Origin of the sequence: Gordonibacter massiliensis (ex Traore et al. 2017) (genome assembly GCF_019731765.1) — a bacterium.
In the GTDB taxonomy this organism is placed as follows: domain Bacteria; phylum Actinomycetota; class Coriobacteriia; order Coriobacteriales; family Eggerthellaceae; genus Gordonibacter; species Gordonibacter massiliensis.
In genome coordinates, this window is record NZ_JAASIO010000001.1 from 776,105 (window position 1) to 793,074 (window position 16,970).

The 16,970-nt window shown below is 65.9% G+C and carries 12 protein-coding genes; 6 read left to right on the forward strand and 6 right to left on the reverse strand.

What is annotated here, in order from left to right:
• Positions 1-220: 220 nt before the first annotated feature.
• The 3 genes from recJ to HCH03_RS03210 all read left to right on the forward strand — a co-directional run bounded on the left by recJ (position 221) and on the right by HCH03_RS03210 (position 6,846).
• Positions 221-3,568 carry a single-stranded-DNA-specific exonuclease RecJ gene (gene recJ, locus HCH03_RS03200; RefSeq protein ID WP_185904272.1) on the forward strand — a complete coding sequence of 1,116 codons (3,348 nt, stop codon included), beginning with the start codon at positions 221-223 and terminating at the stop codon, positions 3,566-3,568.
• Positions 3,569-3,587: 19 nt separating this feature from the next.
• On the forward strand, positions 3,588-5,996 hold the full coding sequence (locus HCH03_RS03205; protein WP_080144484.1) for a RelA/SpoT family protein: 2,409 nt from the start codon (positions 3,588-3,590) through the stop codon (positions 5,994-5,996).
• Between the two features lie 190 nt (positions 5,997-6,186).
• The gene (locus HCH03_RS03210; protein ID WP_221688312.1) at positions 6,187-6,846 is read left to right on the forward strand and encodes an MBL fold metallo-hydrolase; all 660 of its coding nucleotides are present in this window, start codon (positions 6,187-6,189) and stop codon (positions 6,844-6,846) included.
• Between the two features lie 59 nt (positions 6,847-6,905).
• On the opposite strand, the gene HCH03_RS03215 is transcribed toward HCH03_RS03210, so the two are convergent.
• Positions 6,906-8,051, reverse strand: coding sequence for an MFS transporter (locus HCH03_RS03215; RefSeq protein WP_221688313.1), 1,146 nt, complete (start codon positions 8,049-8,051; stop codon positions 6,906-6,908).
• A gap of 444 nt (positions 8,052-8,495) precedes the next feature.
• Here HCH03_RS03215 and HCH03_RS03220 point away from each other — a divergent pair, with 444 nt between their 5' ends.
• Both HCH03_RS03220 and HCH03_RS03225 read left to right on the forward strand, forming a co-directional pair.
• Positions 8,496-9,548 (forward strand): inorganic phosphate transporter, encoded by a 1,053-nt coding sequence (locus HCH03_RS03220; protein WP_080144488.1) that lies wholly within the window; start codon positions 8,496-8,498, stop codon positions 9,546-9,548.
• A 12-nt stretch (positions 9,549-9,560) separates the two neighbouring features.
• Positions 9,561-10,190 carry a DUF47 domain-containing protein gene (locus HCH03_RS03225; RefSeq protein WP_080144489.1) on the forward strand — a complete coding sequence of 210 codons (630 nt, stop codon included), beginning with the start codon at positions 9,561-9,563 and terminating at the stop codon, positions 10,188-10,190.
• 57 nt (positions 10,191-10,247) lie between these two features.
• On the opposite strand, the gene HCH03_RS03230 is transcribed toward HCH03_RS03225, so the two are convergent.
• Positions 10,248-11,213: a trimeric intracellular cation channel family protein gene (locus HCH03_RS03230; protein ID WP_221688314.1), complete on the reverse strand. Its 966-nt coding sequence runs from the start codon at positions 11,211-11,213 to the stop codon at positions 10,248-10,250.
• Positions 11,214-11,219: 6 nt separating this feature from the next.
• Positions 11,220-12,269 (reverse strand): zinc dependent phospholipase C family protein, encoded by a 1,050-nt coding sequence (locus HCH03_RS03235; RefSeq protein WP_246599492.1) that lies wholly within the window; start codon positions 12,267-12,269, stop codon positions 11,220-11,222.
• Positions 12,270-12,492: 223 nt separating this feature from the next.
• On the opposite strand from HCH03_RS03235, the gene HCH03_RS03240 reads away from it, so the two are divergent.
• A complete protein-coding gene (locus tag HCH03_RS03240; RefSeq protein WP_221688315.1) occupies positions 12,493-13,716 on the forward strand; it encodes an MFS transporter in 1,224 nt (407 codons plus the stop codon).
• 683 nt (positions 13,717-14,399) lie between these two features.
• Here HCH03_RS03240 and HCH03_RS03245 read toward each other — a convergent pair.
• From HCH03_RS03245 to nrfD, 3 genes are read right to left on the reverse strand one after another with little or no spacing between them, the layout of a single operon-like run.
• Entirely contained in the window at positions 14,400-15,359 is a 960-nt protein-coding gene (locus HCH03_RS03245) for a slipin family protein (protein ID WP_221688316.1), read from the reverse strand.
• Positions 15,346-15,786 carry a GntR family transcriptional regulator gene (locus HCH03_RS03250; RefSeq protein ID WP_080144494.1) on the reverse strand — a complete coding sequence of 147 codons (441 nt, stop codon included), beginning with the start codon at positions 15,784-15,786 and terminating at the stop codon, positions 15,346-15,348. The genes HCH03_RS03245 and HCH03_RS03250 overlap by 14 nt, the downstream gene beginning before the upstream one ends.
• A gap of 16 nt (positions 15,787-15,802) precedes the next feature.
• Entirely contained in the window at positions 15,803-16,783 is a 981-nt protein-coding gene (gene nrfD, locus HCH03_RS03255) for an NrfD/PsrC family molybdoenzyme membrane anchor subunit (RefSeq protein ID WP_221688317.1), read from the reverse strand.
• Between the last annotated feature and the right edge of the window lie 187 nt (positions 16,784-16,970).

The following is a 16,970-nucleotide window of genomic DNA, read 5'->3' on the forward strand; positions in this document are numbered from 1 at the left end:
ATAGGCTCTTCTCAAATAATAGACTATGTCATATAATAGCAGTGGTCTGAGGCACCGGAACCATCATGATCCCTCCAACCATGATGGTTCCGCCTCTTCAGGAACGTTTCCTCTCATCTTCTTCTCATGCGCGCTCGACTCCCTCCGGTGACACGGCGGGCGGATTGTGGGACAATGAGGCGTGAAATATCGACTCTTCGCATGTGAGGTATGAGCGCCCATGTCTGCCCAGTTCAACATCAAAGCGGCCGACCCTGCCGCCGTCGCGCGCATCGAGCGCGGCTTGGGGTTGCCGCGTTTCGTGGCCGCCACGCTCGTGGCGCGCGGTATCGTCGAGCCCGAACAGGTTCGCACGTTCTTGGAGCCCTCGCTCGATCGCGACTGGCTCGACCCCTACGGCATCCCGGGTTTGTCCGAGGTGGCCGACGCGCTCGAGGCGGTCATGCGGAAGGACGGCCGCATCGTCGTGTTCGGCGACTTCGACCTCGACGGCATCTCGGCCACGTCCGTGCTCACGCGCGGGCTGCGCGCGCTCGGCGCGCATGCCGACCCGTTCATCCCGCGCCGCTTCGAAGAGGGGTACGGCCTGACCGAGGCCGCGTTCGAGCGCGCGCGCACGCTCGACCCCGACTTCATCGTCACGGTGGACTGCGGCATCGCCTGCAAGGTGGAGGCCGCCGCCATCGTGGCCGCCGGCGTGGGCCTGGCCGTGACCGACCACCACGAGCCGGTCGACCTGGTGCCGGAGGGCGTGCCGGTGGCTGACCCGAAGTGCGACGAAGCGTGCGAAAGCGCCATCTTGGCCGGCGTGGGCGTGGCCCTGAAGCTCGTGCAGGTGCTGGGCGGCCGCTTCGGCTACCCGCATCTGTGGCGCAGCTACACCGACCTGGCAACGCTGGGCACGGTGGCCGACCTCATGCCCATGCGCGGCGAGAACCGCGCGCTCGTGGCCGACGGCATCCGCCGCATGAACGACGCGCCGCGCCCCTGCATTGCCGCGCTGCTGGGCACGAGCGGCGCGGCCGACAAGCCCGTCTCCGCCACGAACCTCAGCTTCTCGCTCATCCCGCGCCTGAACGCCGCCGGTCGCATGGGCGACGCGCAGCTGGCGCTCGACCTGCTCATGACCGACGACTTCGACACGGCATGCCGCCTGGCCCAGGAGCTGGAGGCCGTGAACGACCAGCGCCGCACCATCGAGGCCGAGCTTTCCGAGATAGCGAAGGCGCAGGCGGCCGACCTCTACCACGGCCAGCGCGCGCTCGTGGTGTCGGGCGACGGCTGGCACGAGGGCGTGAAGGGCATCGTGGCGAGCCGCTTGGTAAACGCCTACGGCGTGCCCAGCCTGTTGTTCACCATCGATGGCGACGAGGCGCGCGGGTCGGGCCGCAGCGTGGGCCAGGTGAACCTGTTCAAGGCCGTTGAGAGCGCGTCGGACCTGCTCACGCGCTTCGGCGGACACGACGCGGCCGTGGGCGTGACGCTGCCGGCCGACAAGCTGCCCGAGTTCTCCGAGCGCCTGTGCGCCTACATGGACGAGTTGCCCGAAGGCGCCTTCCACCCGCTCATCGAGATCGACACGTGCGTGGCGCTCGACGAGCTCACGCTCGAGAACGTGGAGAAGCTGGACGCGCTGGCGCCCTTCGGCCAGGAGAACCCCGTGCCGTGCTTCCTCGCGCGCGACGTGACGCTGGTGAACTGCCGTGCGGTGGGCGCGGAGAAGAACCACTTCTCGTGCTCGCTGTCCGACGGGCGCAACACGGTGGCCGGCATCATGTTCCACTGCACGGACATCGAGGCGCTCATGCACACCGACAGCGTGGTGAACGCCGCGTTCGAGGTGCAGATCGACGAATGGCGCGGACGCCGCACGGTGAAGGCCATGCTGCAGTCGCTCGCGCCCGCGCGCACCTGCGGCGCGCTCGAAGCGTGCCTCAACCCCGAGAACCTAAGTTTCGTGGCCGATCTGTACGCCACGAGCGACGCCGAGCTGTGCGCCGACGTCGAGCACAGCCCCGAGGCCGTCGAGGCGTACGAGGCCGCTCGCGCGGCGAACCGCGAGCAGTGGGAGCGCAAGGCCGCGAGCGACCCGGCGGGCCTCGAGGCCGACATCGTGCGGGCCATCATCGGCGACGGCGCCCTCCACGCGTCGCAGCGCACCGTGCTCGACCATCTGGACGCGGGCCGCTCCGTGCTGGCCGTCATGGCCACGGGTCGCGGCAAGTCGCTCGTGTTCCAAGTGCACGCCGCCTGCCGCGCCTTGCGCGAGCGCACGGCCAGCCTGTTCGTGTACCCGCTGCGCGCGCTCATCGCCGACCAGGCGTTCCACTTGAACGAGGCGCTGGAACCGTTCGGTATCGCCGTGTCGGTGCTCACGGGGGAGAGCACCCCCGAGGAGCGCCGCCAGACATTCGCGGGTTTGGCCGACGGTTCGGTGGACATCGTGCTGACCACGCCCGAGTTCCTGGGGTACCACGCCGGCGAGTTCGCGCAATCGAGGCGCATCGGCTTCGTGGTGGTGGACGAGGCCCATCACATCGGCTTGGCCCGCGCGGGCCAGCGTCCCGCCTACGCCGCCATCGGGCAGGCGGTGGCGCAGCTGGGAGAGCCGGTGGTGCTGGCGCTCACCGCGACGGCCGACGACGGCATCGCCGACGCCATCCGCACCGCGCTGCCGCTGGACGAGCTCGTGCTGGACGAGGCGGATCGCCCTAATCTGGGCGTGGACGACCGCCGCAACCTGAAGAACCGCGAGGACTACCTGGCCAACCTCGTAGCCAGCGGCGAGAAGACGGTGGTGTACGTGAACTCCCGCGAGCAGTCCGTGGCTGTGGCGCGCACGCTGCGCAAGCGCGTGCCGCAGATGGCGCCGCTCATCGGCTTCTACAACGCGGGACTCACCCGTGTGGAGCGAGCGCGGGTGGAGGATCTGTTCCGCACCGACGCGCTCAAGGTGCTCGTGGCCACGTCGGCCTTCGGCGAGGGCGTGAACATTCCGAACATCAAGCACGTGGTGCTGTACCACCTGCCGTACAACGAGGTGGAGTTCAACCAGATGAGCGGCCGCGCCGGGCGCGACGGCACGCCGGCCCAGGTGCACTTGCTGTTCGGGCGCAACGACGCGGGCATCAACGAGCAGGTTCTGCGCGACATGACGCCCGACCACGACTGCCTGGCGCAGGTGTACCGTCGGCTGCGCGCCATCCAGCGCGACCACGGCGATGCGTTCTTCACGCTGGGCAACGTGGATTTGGCGAAGCTCGCCAGCGAGGGCGGACACGCGGTGAGCCCCGCCTCGGCGGCGTGCGGCGTGGCCGTGTTCCGCGAGCTCGGGCTCATCGAAACGCACACGGCGTACGCCTCGGGAGAAACCACGCGCTCCATCCGCGTGGTGGACACGAACAGCAAGGTGGAGCTCACCGACAGCGTGCGCTACCGCGAGGGTCTGGGCGAGCGCGCGATATTCAACGCGTTCCGCGACTGGGCGATGGGCGCCGACGCGGCCAGCCTGCGCGTGCGCGTGTCGCGTCCCATCCTGCCGGGCTCCGCGTCGCGCGCCGACCGCTAGAACAGGGAAAGGAGGCCGCATGGGCAAAGGCGAGCACAAGCGCGAAGAGCTGTTGGGAGAGCCGCTCGAGCAGGCGTCGCACAAGCAGACGGTCGAAGACGACCTTTTGGGCAGGCCGCATGTGGCCGAGAAGGCGTTCGCGTCCGAAGGCCGCGCCGATGCGGGCGGGTCGCGCCGCACCGAAACGCCGGAAGAGCGCTTCGTCGAACTGCAGCGCCTCACTTCCGCGTACTTGACCGAACCCGACCAGGCGCTGCTGGCTAAGGCGTTCCAGTTCGCCAGCGAGGCGCACGAGGGCCAGTGTCGCAAGAGCGGCGAGCCGTTCGTGGCGCACCCGGTTGAGGTGGCCATCATCCTGGCCGACCTGCGCATGGACGTGGAGACGCTCTGCGCGGCGCTTCTGCACGACACGGTGGAGGATACGTCCGTCACGGCCGAGCAGGTGGCCGAGGAGTTCAACGACCAGGTGGCGCAGCTGGTGGAGGGCGTGACAAAGATCACGCGCATCGAGGTGGAGAGCCTCTCCGACGAGCAGGCCGCCACCATCCGCAAGATGTTCGTGGCCATGAGCAAGGACATCCGCGTCATCGTCATCAAGCTGGCCGACCGCCTGCACAACATGCGCACGCTGGGAGCCCTGCGCGAGGACCGCCGCATCTTCAAGGCGCGCGAGACGCTGGAGATCTACGCGCCCATCGCGCACCGTTTGGGCATCAACAACATCAAATGGGAGCTTGAGGACCTGTCGTTCTACTACCTCGAACCCAACAAGTACAAGCAGGTCAGCCGCATGGTCACCGAAAGCCGCGCCGAGCGCGAGGGCTATCTGGACCAGATCATCGGCATCCTGCACGACGAGATGGAGAAGGTGAGCATCCAAGCCCAGATCATGGGCCGTCCGAAGCATCTGTACTCCATCTACCAGAAGATGACGCAGAAGGGCAAGGGCTTCTCCGAGATATACGACCTCATCGCGGTGCGCATCATCGTGAAGTCGGTGAAGGACTGCTATTCGGCGCTCGGGGCGGTGCACACGCTGTGGCACCCCATGCCCGGCCGCTTCAAAGACTACATCGCCATGCCGAAGTACAACATGTACCAGAGCCTGCACACCACCGTCATCGGCCCGGCGGGACGCCCCTTGGAAGTGCAGATCCGCACCGAGGACATGCACCGCCAAAGCGAGTACGGCGTGGCGGCCCACTGGCGTTACAAGGAGAAGGGCGGCAAGAGCGGCGACGCCTTGGACCAGCAGCTGGCGTGGCTGCGCCAGATGGTCGATTGGCAGGACGAGACCCAGGACTCGCGCGAGTTCCTGAAGGACCTCAAGGTCGACCTCGCGCCCACCGAGGTGTTCGTGTTCACGCCGAAGGGCGAGGCCATGAGCCTGCGTGCCGGTTCCACGCCCGTCGATTTCGCCTACGCCATCCACACCGAAGTGGGCAACCACTGCGTGGGCGCGAAGGTGAACGGCGCCATCGTGCCGCTCACCTACGAGCTGCAGCTGGGCGATCGCGTGGAGATACTCACGCAGAAGAGCGCGAGCCCCTCGCGCGACTGGCTCAACCTGGTGAAGACGCCCAGCGCGCGCAGCAAGATACGCTCGTACTTCAGCCGCGTGAGCCGCGGCGACGACCTGCAGAGCGGCCGCGACAAGCTCACGCGCGAGATGCGCAAGCACGGGCTGGGCATCTCCAGCGCGCAGTCCATGCGCGCCATCAAATCGGTGTCCGAGCATTTGGGTTACAACGACCCCGACGACATGCTCGTGAACATCGGCACGGGCAAGGAGAGCGCCCAGCACGTGGCGAACCGCCTGCTCAAGATACTGGTGGACAAGGGCAACGAAGAGGCGGAGACGCCCGGTTTCGGCATGGGCGACATGTCGACGGGCAAGCTGCCCCCCATGCTCACCAGCGTGAAGCGCCCGAAGAAGCACGAAGCTCACAGCTCGAACGGCGTGGTGGTGAAGGGCATCGACGATGTGCTCGTGCGCCTGTCGCGCTGCTGCAACCCCGTGCCGGGCGACGACATCCTGGGCTTCGTCACGCGCGGCCGGGGCGTGTCGGTGCACCGCGCCGACTGCCCGAACGCGCGCGACCTTATGACGGAGCCCGAGCGCATCATCGAGGTGTCGTGGGAGAGCGCTCCGTCGAAGAGCACGTCGTACCAGATCGAGGTGTTCGTGGAGGCGCTCGACCGCATGAACCTGCTGCGCGACGTGGCCGTCACGCTGTCCGAGGTGGGGGCGAACGTGCTGTCGTCGTCCACGACCTCGCATCGCGACGGCATGGCGGAGATGCGCTTTCTGTTCCAAGTGTCAGACATCAAGCACATCGACATCATCCTCAACAAGCTGCACAGCATCGAGGGCGTGTTCGATGCCCGCCGCATGCTGCCCGGCGAAACCGGCAAGAAGAAGAAATAAGGGAAGCCCGCAATCCGCCTACTGGTCAACCTGCGGGCGGTCTGCCGACCGTGATCCATCCGCAGGTTGACCGTAGGGGCGGGGCTTGCCCCGCCCGGCGCGGCACCTGGCGAGTACCGAAGCCATGCGGCGAGCAGCGCGACGTGCCAGCAAGCAACAAGAGAGACCGAGCAACCGAAAGGATTTCCTCATGACCTATAAAGCAAAGGGAACGTGCGTGTCGGTGGAGTACCTGGTGATGGGCATGTTGGAGAACAACGTGTACCTGATCTCGGACGGCGACGCCACCATGGTGGTGGACCCCACGTGCAAGGCCGACAAGATCGTCGAGGCGCTGGGCGGGCGCAAGCTCGACGCCATCGTGCTGACGCACCGCCATTCCGACCACGTGGGCGCCGCGAAGGACCTGCGCGCCTTGACGGGCGCTCCCGTGATCGCGTCCGCCATCGACGCGCCCCTGATCTCGGGCGAGCAGAGCCTGCCGCGCGACGACACCCGCTTCGCGCCGTGCCCCGTCGATCGCACGGTGTCCGACGGCGAGACGCTGAACGTCGGCGGCATGCCGTGGAAGGTCATCGTCACGCCCGGCCACACGAAGGGCAGCATGTGCCTGTTCCTCGATCCGGAGCGCACCGCGAACCCGGCGGCCGCGCCCGTGCTCGTGTCGGGCGACACGCTGTTCTGCGGCTCTATCGGCCGCACCGATTTCGTCGGCGGCGACATGAACGACATGCGCCGCTCGCTCAAGCGCCTGGAGCAGCTGCCCGACGACACCGTCGTCCTCCCCGGTCACAACAATCTCACCACCATCGGCGCCGAACGCAAGCGCGTGTTCGCGTTCTACGCTTAGGGAGTTCCGCCGTTCTACGAACGGCAGAACGACTCGACGCTGCGGCCGGCAGCCTGCCTCTACGAGGATTGCCGCTTCCGCATGCAAACCGCCACGCCCAGGCATACGAGCGCCAGGGCGCCGAAGGCGGCCAGGCCGGGGACGTTGGAGCCGAAGGCGGCCATGCTGGCGGACAGCACGAGCGGCGGGAAGAAGCCGCCCAAGCCGCCCCACATGGACACCAAGCCGTTCACCGGGCCGGCCTGGTCCATGAAGTACGTGGGCACGAGCTTGAACACCACGCCGTTGCCGATGCCGCATGCCACGCTGATCAGGTATATGCCGGCCAGGTACACGGGCAGGTCGGGCGCCAGCGCCAGCACCACGGCACCGGCCGCCAGCGCGGCGAACACGCCGGTCAGCAGACCCAGGCAGTCCCGCCGATCGGCCAGCCAGCCGCCCAGCACGCGCACGGTCGCGGCCGCGACGATGAACACGCTCGTGCACATGCCCGCCGTCACGCCGTCCAGCCCGTAGTGCGACGTGAGGAAGTTCGGCAGGTACACGGTCAGCGCCACGAACGCGCCGAACGTCACGAAGTAGAACAGCGACAGGAACCACAGGCGCCCGTCACGCCACACGGTCTTGATCTGCGCCACGATAGGCGTCTTCACGCGCGGCTCGCGCGCATCGCCCAGCACGAGGTTCACGACGATGGCGGCAACCAGCAGCACCAGGTACAGCTTCACGGCTATGCGCCAATCCCATGCGGCCGCCGCCAGAGGGGCGAGCCAGGTGGTGAGCGCCGTTCCCATGTTGCCGAACCCGTACACGCCGTTCACGAAGCCGTGCCGCTCGCGCGGGTAGTACTTCGGCAACGACGTGACCCCGACGGAGAAGATGGCGCCGCCTATTCCCAGGAACACCCCGCCCGCGATGAGTTCCTCGTAGGTGGTGGCCTCGCTGATGAACCACACGGGGAACAGCAGGCACACGAAGCTGCCCAAGAACACGGTGCGCGCGCCCAGCAGGTTCGCCAAATAACCCAACGGCACGCGCAGCACCGAGCCCAGTATCACGGGCACGGCCGTGACGAGCGCCAGTTGATCGGGCGGTATGGAGACGTCCTGCTTGATGTACGGCAGCAGCGACGACAGGATCACCCACACCATGAAGCCGACGATCAAGTCGCCCGTCTGCAGCGGCAACTGCGCCCTCTTGTTCATGCGATCGCTCCCCCTCGAGCACGGTCCCGCGTCGAAGGCGCCGTCCGCGCGGCACCTTCTTTAATTCATAGCAATATACTTGTAGTTTAGCAGCCGTCACGGCTTCGATGCCGCTTGCCATCTCCCCTTAAGGGTTTTCCCCTATGGCATTCGCCGTGCGCGGCCTCGCGCTCGACGCCTCAAGCGGCGGGCGGGAACAAGCCGCCCTTGTCGAGCGGGGCGTCCCCTTGCTTCGGTGCCGGGGAGACGTGGCGAAAAAAAGGGGGGGGGTCGGCCGCCGTTTGCCGCCTGTCTTTTAGGCGGCGATTGTGTTCCTTTACGTGAATTTTACCAAACGGCGCGTCCGTCGACGTAAAAAGAAGGGCCGCCGCCTAGCTGTTTGTCAGATTTACGTTAAACTGGTGAACTGCTGAGCCTTTTTACTGTTTTGTTGAAAGGGAACCCGTGACCATAGAGTGGGCTACGTTTATCGCCGAGCTCGCCTCCAACCCCGTACTGGTGGCTGTGACCCTGCTCAACATCGGCGTTATCGTCGTCAACGGCGCCACCGACGCCCCGAACGCCATCGCCACGGTGGTGTCCACGCGGGCCATGAAGCCCAAGTGGGCCATTCTCATGGCGGCCGCCTGCAACTTCCTGGGCCTGCTGCTCGTGTCGCTGGTCACGTCGGCCGTGGCGCATACCATCTTCAACATGGTCGATTTCGGCGGCAACTCGCAACAGGCGCTCATCGCGCTCACGGCGGCCATGATCGCCATCATCGTATGGGGCGTGGCCGCATGGTACTTCGGCATTCCCACCAGCCAGTCGCACTCGCTCATCGCCGGCCTCACAGGTGCGGCCATCGCGCTGCAGGGCGGTTTCGGCGCCATCAACGGCGGCGAGTGGATGAAGGTGGTCTACGGCATCCTGCTGTCCACGCTGTTGGGTTTCTTCCTTGGGTGGCTCAATTCCAAAATCGTCGGCCGCGTGTGCCGCAACATGGACCGCAAGCGTACGACCAAGGCGTTCCGTTGGGCGCAGGTGGTGTCCGGCGCGGGCGTGGCGTTCATGCACGGCGCTCAGGACGGCCAGAAGTTCATGAGCATCTTCGTGCTGGCCATCACGCTGGCCACGGGCGTGGGCCAGGCCGACCAGATGATCCTGCCCATTTGGCTCATGTTCTTCTGCGCGCTGAACATGGGCATCGGCACGGCGGTGGGAGGCGAGCGCATCATCAAAAGCGTCGGCCTCGACATGGTGAAACTGGAGCCGTTCCAGGGCTTCGCCGCCAGCTGCGCCACGTTCTTCTGCCTCATGCTGTCCACGTTCGCCGGCCTGCCGGTTTCCACGACGCACACCAACACCACGGCCATCATGGGCGTGGGCGCCGCCAAGCGCAAGAGCGCCGTGAAATGGGGCATAGCCGTCGACATGGTGAAAACCTGGGTGCTCACGTTCCCCGGATGCGGCCTGCTCGGGTTCGCATTCGCCCACCTGTTCCTGCTCTTCTCGTAAAAGGAGTGTTCAATGTCCAAGAAGCACAAGTTCGATTACTTCGACGCCTTCGAAAAGCAGTCAGAGCTGGCGGTGAAGGAGGCCGAGCTGCTCATCGAGGCCATCGAGAACTTCACCGAGGCCGAGAATCTGCGCGACGTCATGGAGCGCGCGCACGAGCTCGAGCACGAGGGCGACGAGATCAACCACGCCATCTTCAAAACGGTGGCCACCGATTTCATCACGCCCATCGAGCGCGAGGACATCATCGAGCTGTCGCAGTACCTCGACAACATCATCGACTACATCGAGGACGTCATGCAGCGCTTCTACATGTACGACGTCCACTTCATGCACCACGACGCGCACGAGTTCGCCTGCCTGATCAAGAAGAGCTGCGAGGCGCTCGAGCGCGCCATGGAAGACTTCCGCAACTTCAAGAAGTCCAAGACCTTCAAGCAGCTCATCATCGACGTGAACACCTACGAGGAAGAGGCCGACCGCCTGTTCCTGAAGGTCATCCGCAAGCTGCACACCGAGGATAACGACAACCCCATGCGCGTGCTGGTGTGGACGCAGATCTTCGACCGCATGGAGAAGTGCTGCGACGCCTGCGAGCACGTAGCCGACACCATGAACACCATTCTGCTGAAGAACGTGTAGGGTTCCGCGGGCCGTAGGCCCGCGGAACCTGCCGACGCTGCGCTCCGCGCACCGCCCCTACGAGCGCGGCTCGAACGGGTCGCGGGGCTCTTCTTCGCTTGCGTCGCCGCCTATGATGCGGCGCAGCTCCTCGCGGTCCACGTGGATGCGGTCGCTCGGATCGCTGGGAGTCGCTTCGGGTGCGGCTTCGTCGGGCCGCCTCGATCCCGGTGCGCCGCCGTCGATGTTCTTCTCCACCGGCGGCAAGGGGGATGTGGCGCCGGGTGCGCGCCAGAACCGGCGGAGCCGTTCGTAGGCCGTGCGCCGCTCGCGCTCGCGGGCCACCTTTCCCTTCGGGGGCCGCACGCGGCGTGCCACGGATTTCACCGGGCGGGCCACGGCGCTCGTCACCACGTCGGTGTAGTCTTTGGGCGGCTTCGTCTTCCAGCCGAAGAACAGCGACGCGTAGCGCAGCGCCAGCACGATGGCCACGCACGCGTAGGGCGCGTATTGGTCGAGCACGTGGTTCTGCGCCATGAGCGCGTACACCGTGGAGCCGATGAGCGCGGCCGAGCCGTACATCGCCCCGGCCTGGAACGACTCGGGCTCGCGGTTCATGAACACGTCGCGCAGGATGCCCCCGCCCACGGCGGTGACGGTGCCCAGGATGATGGACGGCACGATGTCCAGGCCGGCCGAAAGCCCCTTGCCCACGCTGATCACGGCCCACAGCGCCACCGACAGGTTATCGAGCAGCGCCACGACCGGGTCCAGATAGGCGGCCAGCTTGCCGAAGTAGAACACGACGACGCCCGCACCGGCGCAGGCCAGCAGCAGCTCGGGTTTCTGAAACGCGTAGATGCCGTAGTTCTGCATGAGCAAATCGCGCATGATGCCGCCGGCCAACCCGGCCGTGAGCGCGATGCACACCACGCCGAATATGTCGTAGCGCGCCCGCACGGCGCTCATGGCGCCTGACAAGCCGCCTGTCAGCGCGGCGGCCAGCTCCAGCCAGAACGGTATGGTGAGAACGACCTCGAGCATGCGGGGCTAGGCGCCGGCAGGGGAGGGCTCGTCGGCGCTCGGAGCGCCGTCCGCGTCGCCTCGCTCCGGTGCGTCGTTCGGTTCCGGCGTCGGAACGCCGTCCTCCACCGATACGAGCGTGGCCACGACGGGTCGTCCCGAGAAGTCGAGCTCGCCCGTGAGTTCCCGCGCGTCCTCCAAATCGAAGTCGTCGCGGTCGAACGCTGCGATGTTCGCCAGGGCCTTCTCGAGCGCCTCGTCGAACAGGTCCCAGAACCCTGCCGTGCTCGCCTCGCCCGTGTAGGGGTTCTCCCACGCCTCGTGAGCGCGGTTGTCGTAGGCGCTCTCGGTAAGCTCCACGGGCCTGTGGCTCATGGACTGGTAGAACGAGAACGGGCGCACCAGCTGCTCCACGCGCCCGATGGCGGCGCGCTTGGCACCGGTCTTGGAGTAGAACAGCCGCTGCACGCGGCGGAAGCTGCGCACGGACTGCGCGAACATGCTGGGCGGGACGATGCGCCCGTACACCGTGAGCGCCACGTAGGAGTACATCTTCGAGATCACGTCGAGGGCGAAATCGCTCGCTTGCAGTATCTCGCGCCACGGCTGGAACGTGGCCACGGTCTCGCCGCGCTTCGCGAACAGCACGAGCTCGTCCAACTCGCTTTCGATGACGGCGTGCACCTCGTGGCCGTCGGCGCGCGAGAGGCCCGGCTCGCCGGCATCGCACAGGCGGTACTCGTGGAAGAACACGAGCGGGTGCATGGTGGAGTCCAGCGTGTAATGGCACAGGAATCCCAGCGCGTAGGCGCGGCCCACCGGCAGCTCGTCTTCGCCCAAGATACCTAGGGAGTCCTTGAACGCCTTGATAAGCTCGCTCGGCTTCTCGCTATGCATGATGTTTCCCAAACGGTTGTGCTCGCGCAGGCGCGGATCGACCACGGCGTAGAACAGGGGGTCGGGCCCCTGGTTGCCCAGCAGGAACGCCTGCGCCTCGTCGCGGGTGCCCCCGATGTCGCGGAAGAGCCGGTCGTATACGTCCTGGCCGAAGAAGTCGTGCGTGATGAGAGCAGGCATGGCGAGCGCCCCGTTTCTGACTTGAAATTTACCCGTGTCGCTACGCGGTATCATATACAATGAGGCGGTGCTTGTTAACCGTCGGTTTCCCAGTTGTGAAGAACGTTTCAGGCTGAACGGCGGTGCGCGAGGCGCGTCGCAGAGGGTGCGCCCTCGGCGGCCGGCTTCGCTGCGGCTTCGGGACACGGCGCGCGGGGGCGCGCGAGACGAGAGGAAGGCGCACATGGCGCGAGTGAAGATGACGAAGCAGGAGCGCAGCTGGGTTCTCTACGACGTGGGCAACTCGGCGTTCGTGCTGTTGGCGACCGCGCTCATTCCCGTGTACTTCGCCTCGCTGGCCGAGCCGGGCTCGTCGGTCGTGGTGGCGTGGGGCTACGCCGAGACGGTGGCCTCGCTTATCCTGGCGCTGCTCATGCCCATCCTGGGCAGCCTCGCCGACCTGAAGGGCAACAAGAAGAAGTTCTTCGTGGGCACCGTGGGCACGGGCGCCGTGGCGCTGGCCGCGCTCGGCATACCCACGGCGGCGCTGGCGTTTCTCGTGCTGTATGTGGTCGCGTCCATCATGCTGAACGGCTCCATGGTGTTCTACGACGCGTTCCTGGTCGATGCGGCCACCGACGAGCGCTACGACGAAGTGTCGTCGCAGGGCTACGCGTGGGGCTACATCGGCTCGTGCGTGCCGTTCATCGCGTGCTTGGCCGTGGTGCTGGGCGGGCCGAGCATCGGCATTCCCATGGACGTGGGCATGAAGGTGGCGTTCCTCATCACGGCCGTGTGGTGGGTCGCGTTCAGCATCCCGCTCATCCGCGACGTGCATCAGACGCACTTCAAGGAGCGCCCGGAGCACCTGGTCCGCGACACGTTCTCGGGGCTGTGGCGCACGCTCAAGCGCATTTTCAAGGACCGCAAGCTGCGCTTGTTCATGCTGGCGTTCTTCTGCTATATCGACGGCGTGCACACCATCATCAAGATGTCCACGAGCTACGGCACCGACTTAGGGATAGACTCCACGCAGCTCGTGCTGGCGCTGCTGGTGACGCAGTTCGTGGCGTTTCCTTCGGCCATCGCCTACGGGCGGCTGTCCACGAAGTTCGGCACGAAGAAGATGCTCATGGTGGCCATCGGCGCGTACTTCTGCATCACGCTGTTCGCGGCGTTCTTCCTGCGCGAGGCCCTTGAGTTCTGGATCCTCGCCATCTGCGTGGGCCTGTTCCAGGGTGGCATCCAAGCGCTGTCGCGCTCCGAGTTCGGCAAGCTCATACCCAAGGAGCACGCCAACGAGTACTACGGGTTCTTCGACATCTTCGGCAAGTACGCCGCCGTCATGGGCACGTTCTTGGTGAGCATCTTCACGCAGATAACCGGCAACTCGTCCATGGGCGTGCTCTCGATAGCCGTGCTGTTCGTCATCGGCTTCGTGCTGCTGTGGAGGATGCCGGAAAAGTAGCCGCGGCGATTGCGCCCGCCGGGCGGAACGTGACCGTTGCCCTACCGTTTTGGGAGCGCCCGTAGGGGCGGCCTGCTGGCCGCCCGGCGCGTAGCGTGCCAACGAGAAAAGCCGTACGGCGAGCGCGTCGAAATCTCCTGAGCGCGCGGGCGCACCAAGCCGTACCCGAGCGCATCGGACCCTCCCGAGCGAGCGAACCAAGCTGTGCAGCGAGTGCGCTAAACGCCCCTAATCGGCAGGCTTGCGGCGCGTGCTCTTCCCCAATTCAGGCCCAGACAAGCGCGAATGCATCTCAAAGGTCGATTCCCGAGCAGAATTGACGGTAGTGTACGGGATTTCCGTGTTTCAAGCACCTTCCGGAGTGTTTTTCGCGCTGCTGTGTTGGTGTGCAAATTCTTCGAGCTGGGAAAACGCGGGGTTATCTTGCGGAAGTCGGGCTTTCGCCCGTACACTACCGTCAATTCTGCTCGGGAATCGACCTCTCGTTTGCATTTGACATCGCTGCGACGCACGGGGAGCGGCGTTCAGCTTCCCCGAAGACGCTCGACATGCAGAGGGGCATTCGGCACCTGGTTCGCTCGCGTTCGCCGCACGGTACGTTCGCATTGGGCGGCGCCGCGCCGGGCGGGCAGCAGCCCGTCCCTGCAGAGATGCCCGTCCTGCCGTCTGCCGGGGTCTCCGGCCTATCGTTCGCCCGGACCGCCGTTGCCGTCCACGAAGCCTTCCGCGTAGGAGCTGGGCACCACGAGGGAGCCCTTCGAGTCCTTCAGGCTCTCGTTCACCAGGTGCATCTGCCGCAGCTTGAGCGCGATGTCGTCCTCGCGGTAGATCTCGCTCGCGTCGTGCAGCATGGCGGCGATGTCGCGTTCCACCTCGGCCAGCACGATGCGGGCGTCCTTCTCGCGGTCGGCCCGCGCCTCCGCCGACATGGCGCGCTGCAGATCCTTGGGGATGACGATGTCCCTGATCTCCACGAACAGGATGGACACGCCCCACACCGACGTCTTCTCCTCGATGGCCGCCTTCAGCTCCTCGTCCAGCTGGTCGCGGTGCATGGTGATGTCGGTGATGCCCTTGCGCCCGATGGAGTCGCGCAGCGTGGTTTGCGCGGCCAGCGCCACCGAGTCGTAGTAGTCCTCCACCTCCAGGCAGGCTTTTTCGGCGTCCCACACCATCCAGAACACGGCGGCGTCCACGTTGACGGGCACGAGGTCGGCCGTGAGCGTTTCCTCGGCGCTGAACCCGGTGAGCATGGTGCGCTGGTCGGCGCGCAGCGACACGTGGTCGATGAAGGGGATGGTGAGGTAGAGGCCGGGGCCCGCGGTGCGCCGGTATTTGCCCAGGCGCAGGATGACGGCGCGCTCCCACTGCGGTGCGATGTGCACGGTGAATATGACCAGCACCGCGAGCACGAGGGCGGCCGCGAGCAGCCAGATGTTGACGGTGCCCATAACGGCGAACCCGATGCCCAGCACCGCCAAGGCCGTCGCGACGAACAGGAAGGCGGAGAACACGAAGCTGGCGTTCTCGTCGGTGTGCCGGGTTTTGGGGGAGCTGTACGACTCGACCTGCTGCACCTCTTCGCGCTCGCTTCTTCGGGCTCCTTGGGCCGCCTTTTTGCCGTGCGCCTTATTCCGCGTCATAGTATATCGTCCTCTCTTCGGCCGCGCTGCGGGCCTCGCTTCTCATGGAGTCCGTGATGGCTCGCACGTGGTCGTCTATCTCGTCGAACGTCATGCCGAGGGAGCGGTACTGCTGCACGCAATCCTCCAGCACCGCGTCGATGGCCAGCGTCTTCTGCTCGCCCTGCGCCGCCAGGTTCTTCTGTACGTACATGCCGCGCCCGCGCACCGACACGATGAGCTTCTCGAGCTCCAGGTCGCGGTACGCCTTGGTCACGGTGTTGTAGTTGATCTTCGCGTCGGCGGCCAGGCTGCGGATGCTGGGCAGCTGCTCGCCGCCCTTCAGGCGGCCGGTGCGTATGAGGTACGCGATCCTGTTGCGCAGCTGCACCCAGATGGGCAGATCGGACGCCTCGTCCACTTCGAATATGCTGGTGTTCGCACTCAAACGTTACCATCTCTCTCTAGAAGAAAACGGGGCCCGCCCAATGGGCTCCGCACATGACGACGCAGTACCGAAGGACGAGGCCGCCGATCAGGCACACGACGTCCGAAACGGGGATGCTCCTCGACTCCTTCCTCAGCAAGGAGGCCGTTTCCAGAACCAGGGGAACCGCCAGCCCCATGCCCAGCACCCCGACGACGCCGTTGGCGAGCATGTCGGGTTCGAGCAGCAGGGCGACCGACTGCTGGGCTTGCGGGTTCGAGAACGCCGACAGCAAAAACAGCGCGAGGGCGATCGCCTCGAGAACGAGGCAGGCCACATGGGCCTTTTGCAACGGCTTCACCGCGCGCAGCAGCAGCGTTTGCCCCTGCGTGAAGTAATCGATGAGCAAGACCGTGGACACGCCCGTGGAAAGGGCGGAGAAGAAGAACAGCGCCACGAGCGTCCACGTGTTCCAAAGGGGTATGGCGCTGTCCGCCAACAGCAGTCCCGTATACGCCATGACCACGCACGAGCACAGGCAGCAGAGCACCTCGACGACTTTCTTCGCGCGCCCGCCGAGGCGGGGGAGGCCGAACAGGTTGGCGGCTGCCAGCGCCAGCACGATCAGCAGCTCGGCGGCGAGCGAGAACGCCCCCAAGGTGAGGATGGTGGGTTGCGCGCGCGTGAACAGCAACAGCGCGCGGCTGGGGGAGCCCAAGTCCCAGACCAGGCACAGCACCGCCACGACGAGCAAGACGAAGCAGATGCCGTAGCAACGCCCCAGCAAGGCTTTGAACGCAAGGCGCAAGCGCGGGCCGTGGCGATCGTCGTTGCGATGGAACACGAGGCTCCACAAGGACATGACGAAGCAGGCGCCCGCGGAAGCGCCGCCGAGGAACAAGTACATGATCACGAGCATGCCGAACAAGCGGTGCTCCTTGCCATCGTCGTTGCGGGTATCACCGCCATCCCAAGCATCCGCGATGCCCTTCGAGCAAAGGCGGTGCAGCTGCCTCATTATCCCTCATTTTCCCCCAAAGCGGAATACCTATTGACTGAACCAGTGAATCGCTGTAGCATATCACCAACGAACGAGCGTGAATCCGCGCGGCCGCGAAGACAATAGTGGCGGAGTCCGTTCGTTGGCGGGGCACGCCGAGAGGGGGCTTGCTCGGATCTAGTTGGGATTCCGTTCGAGGGGGAGG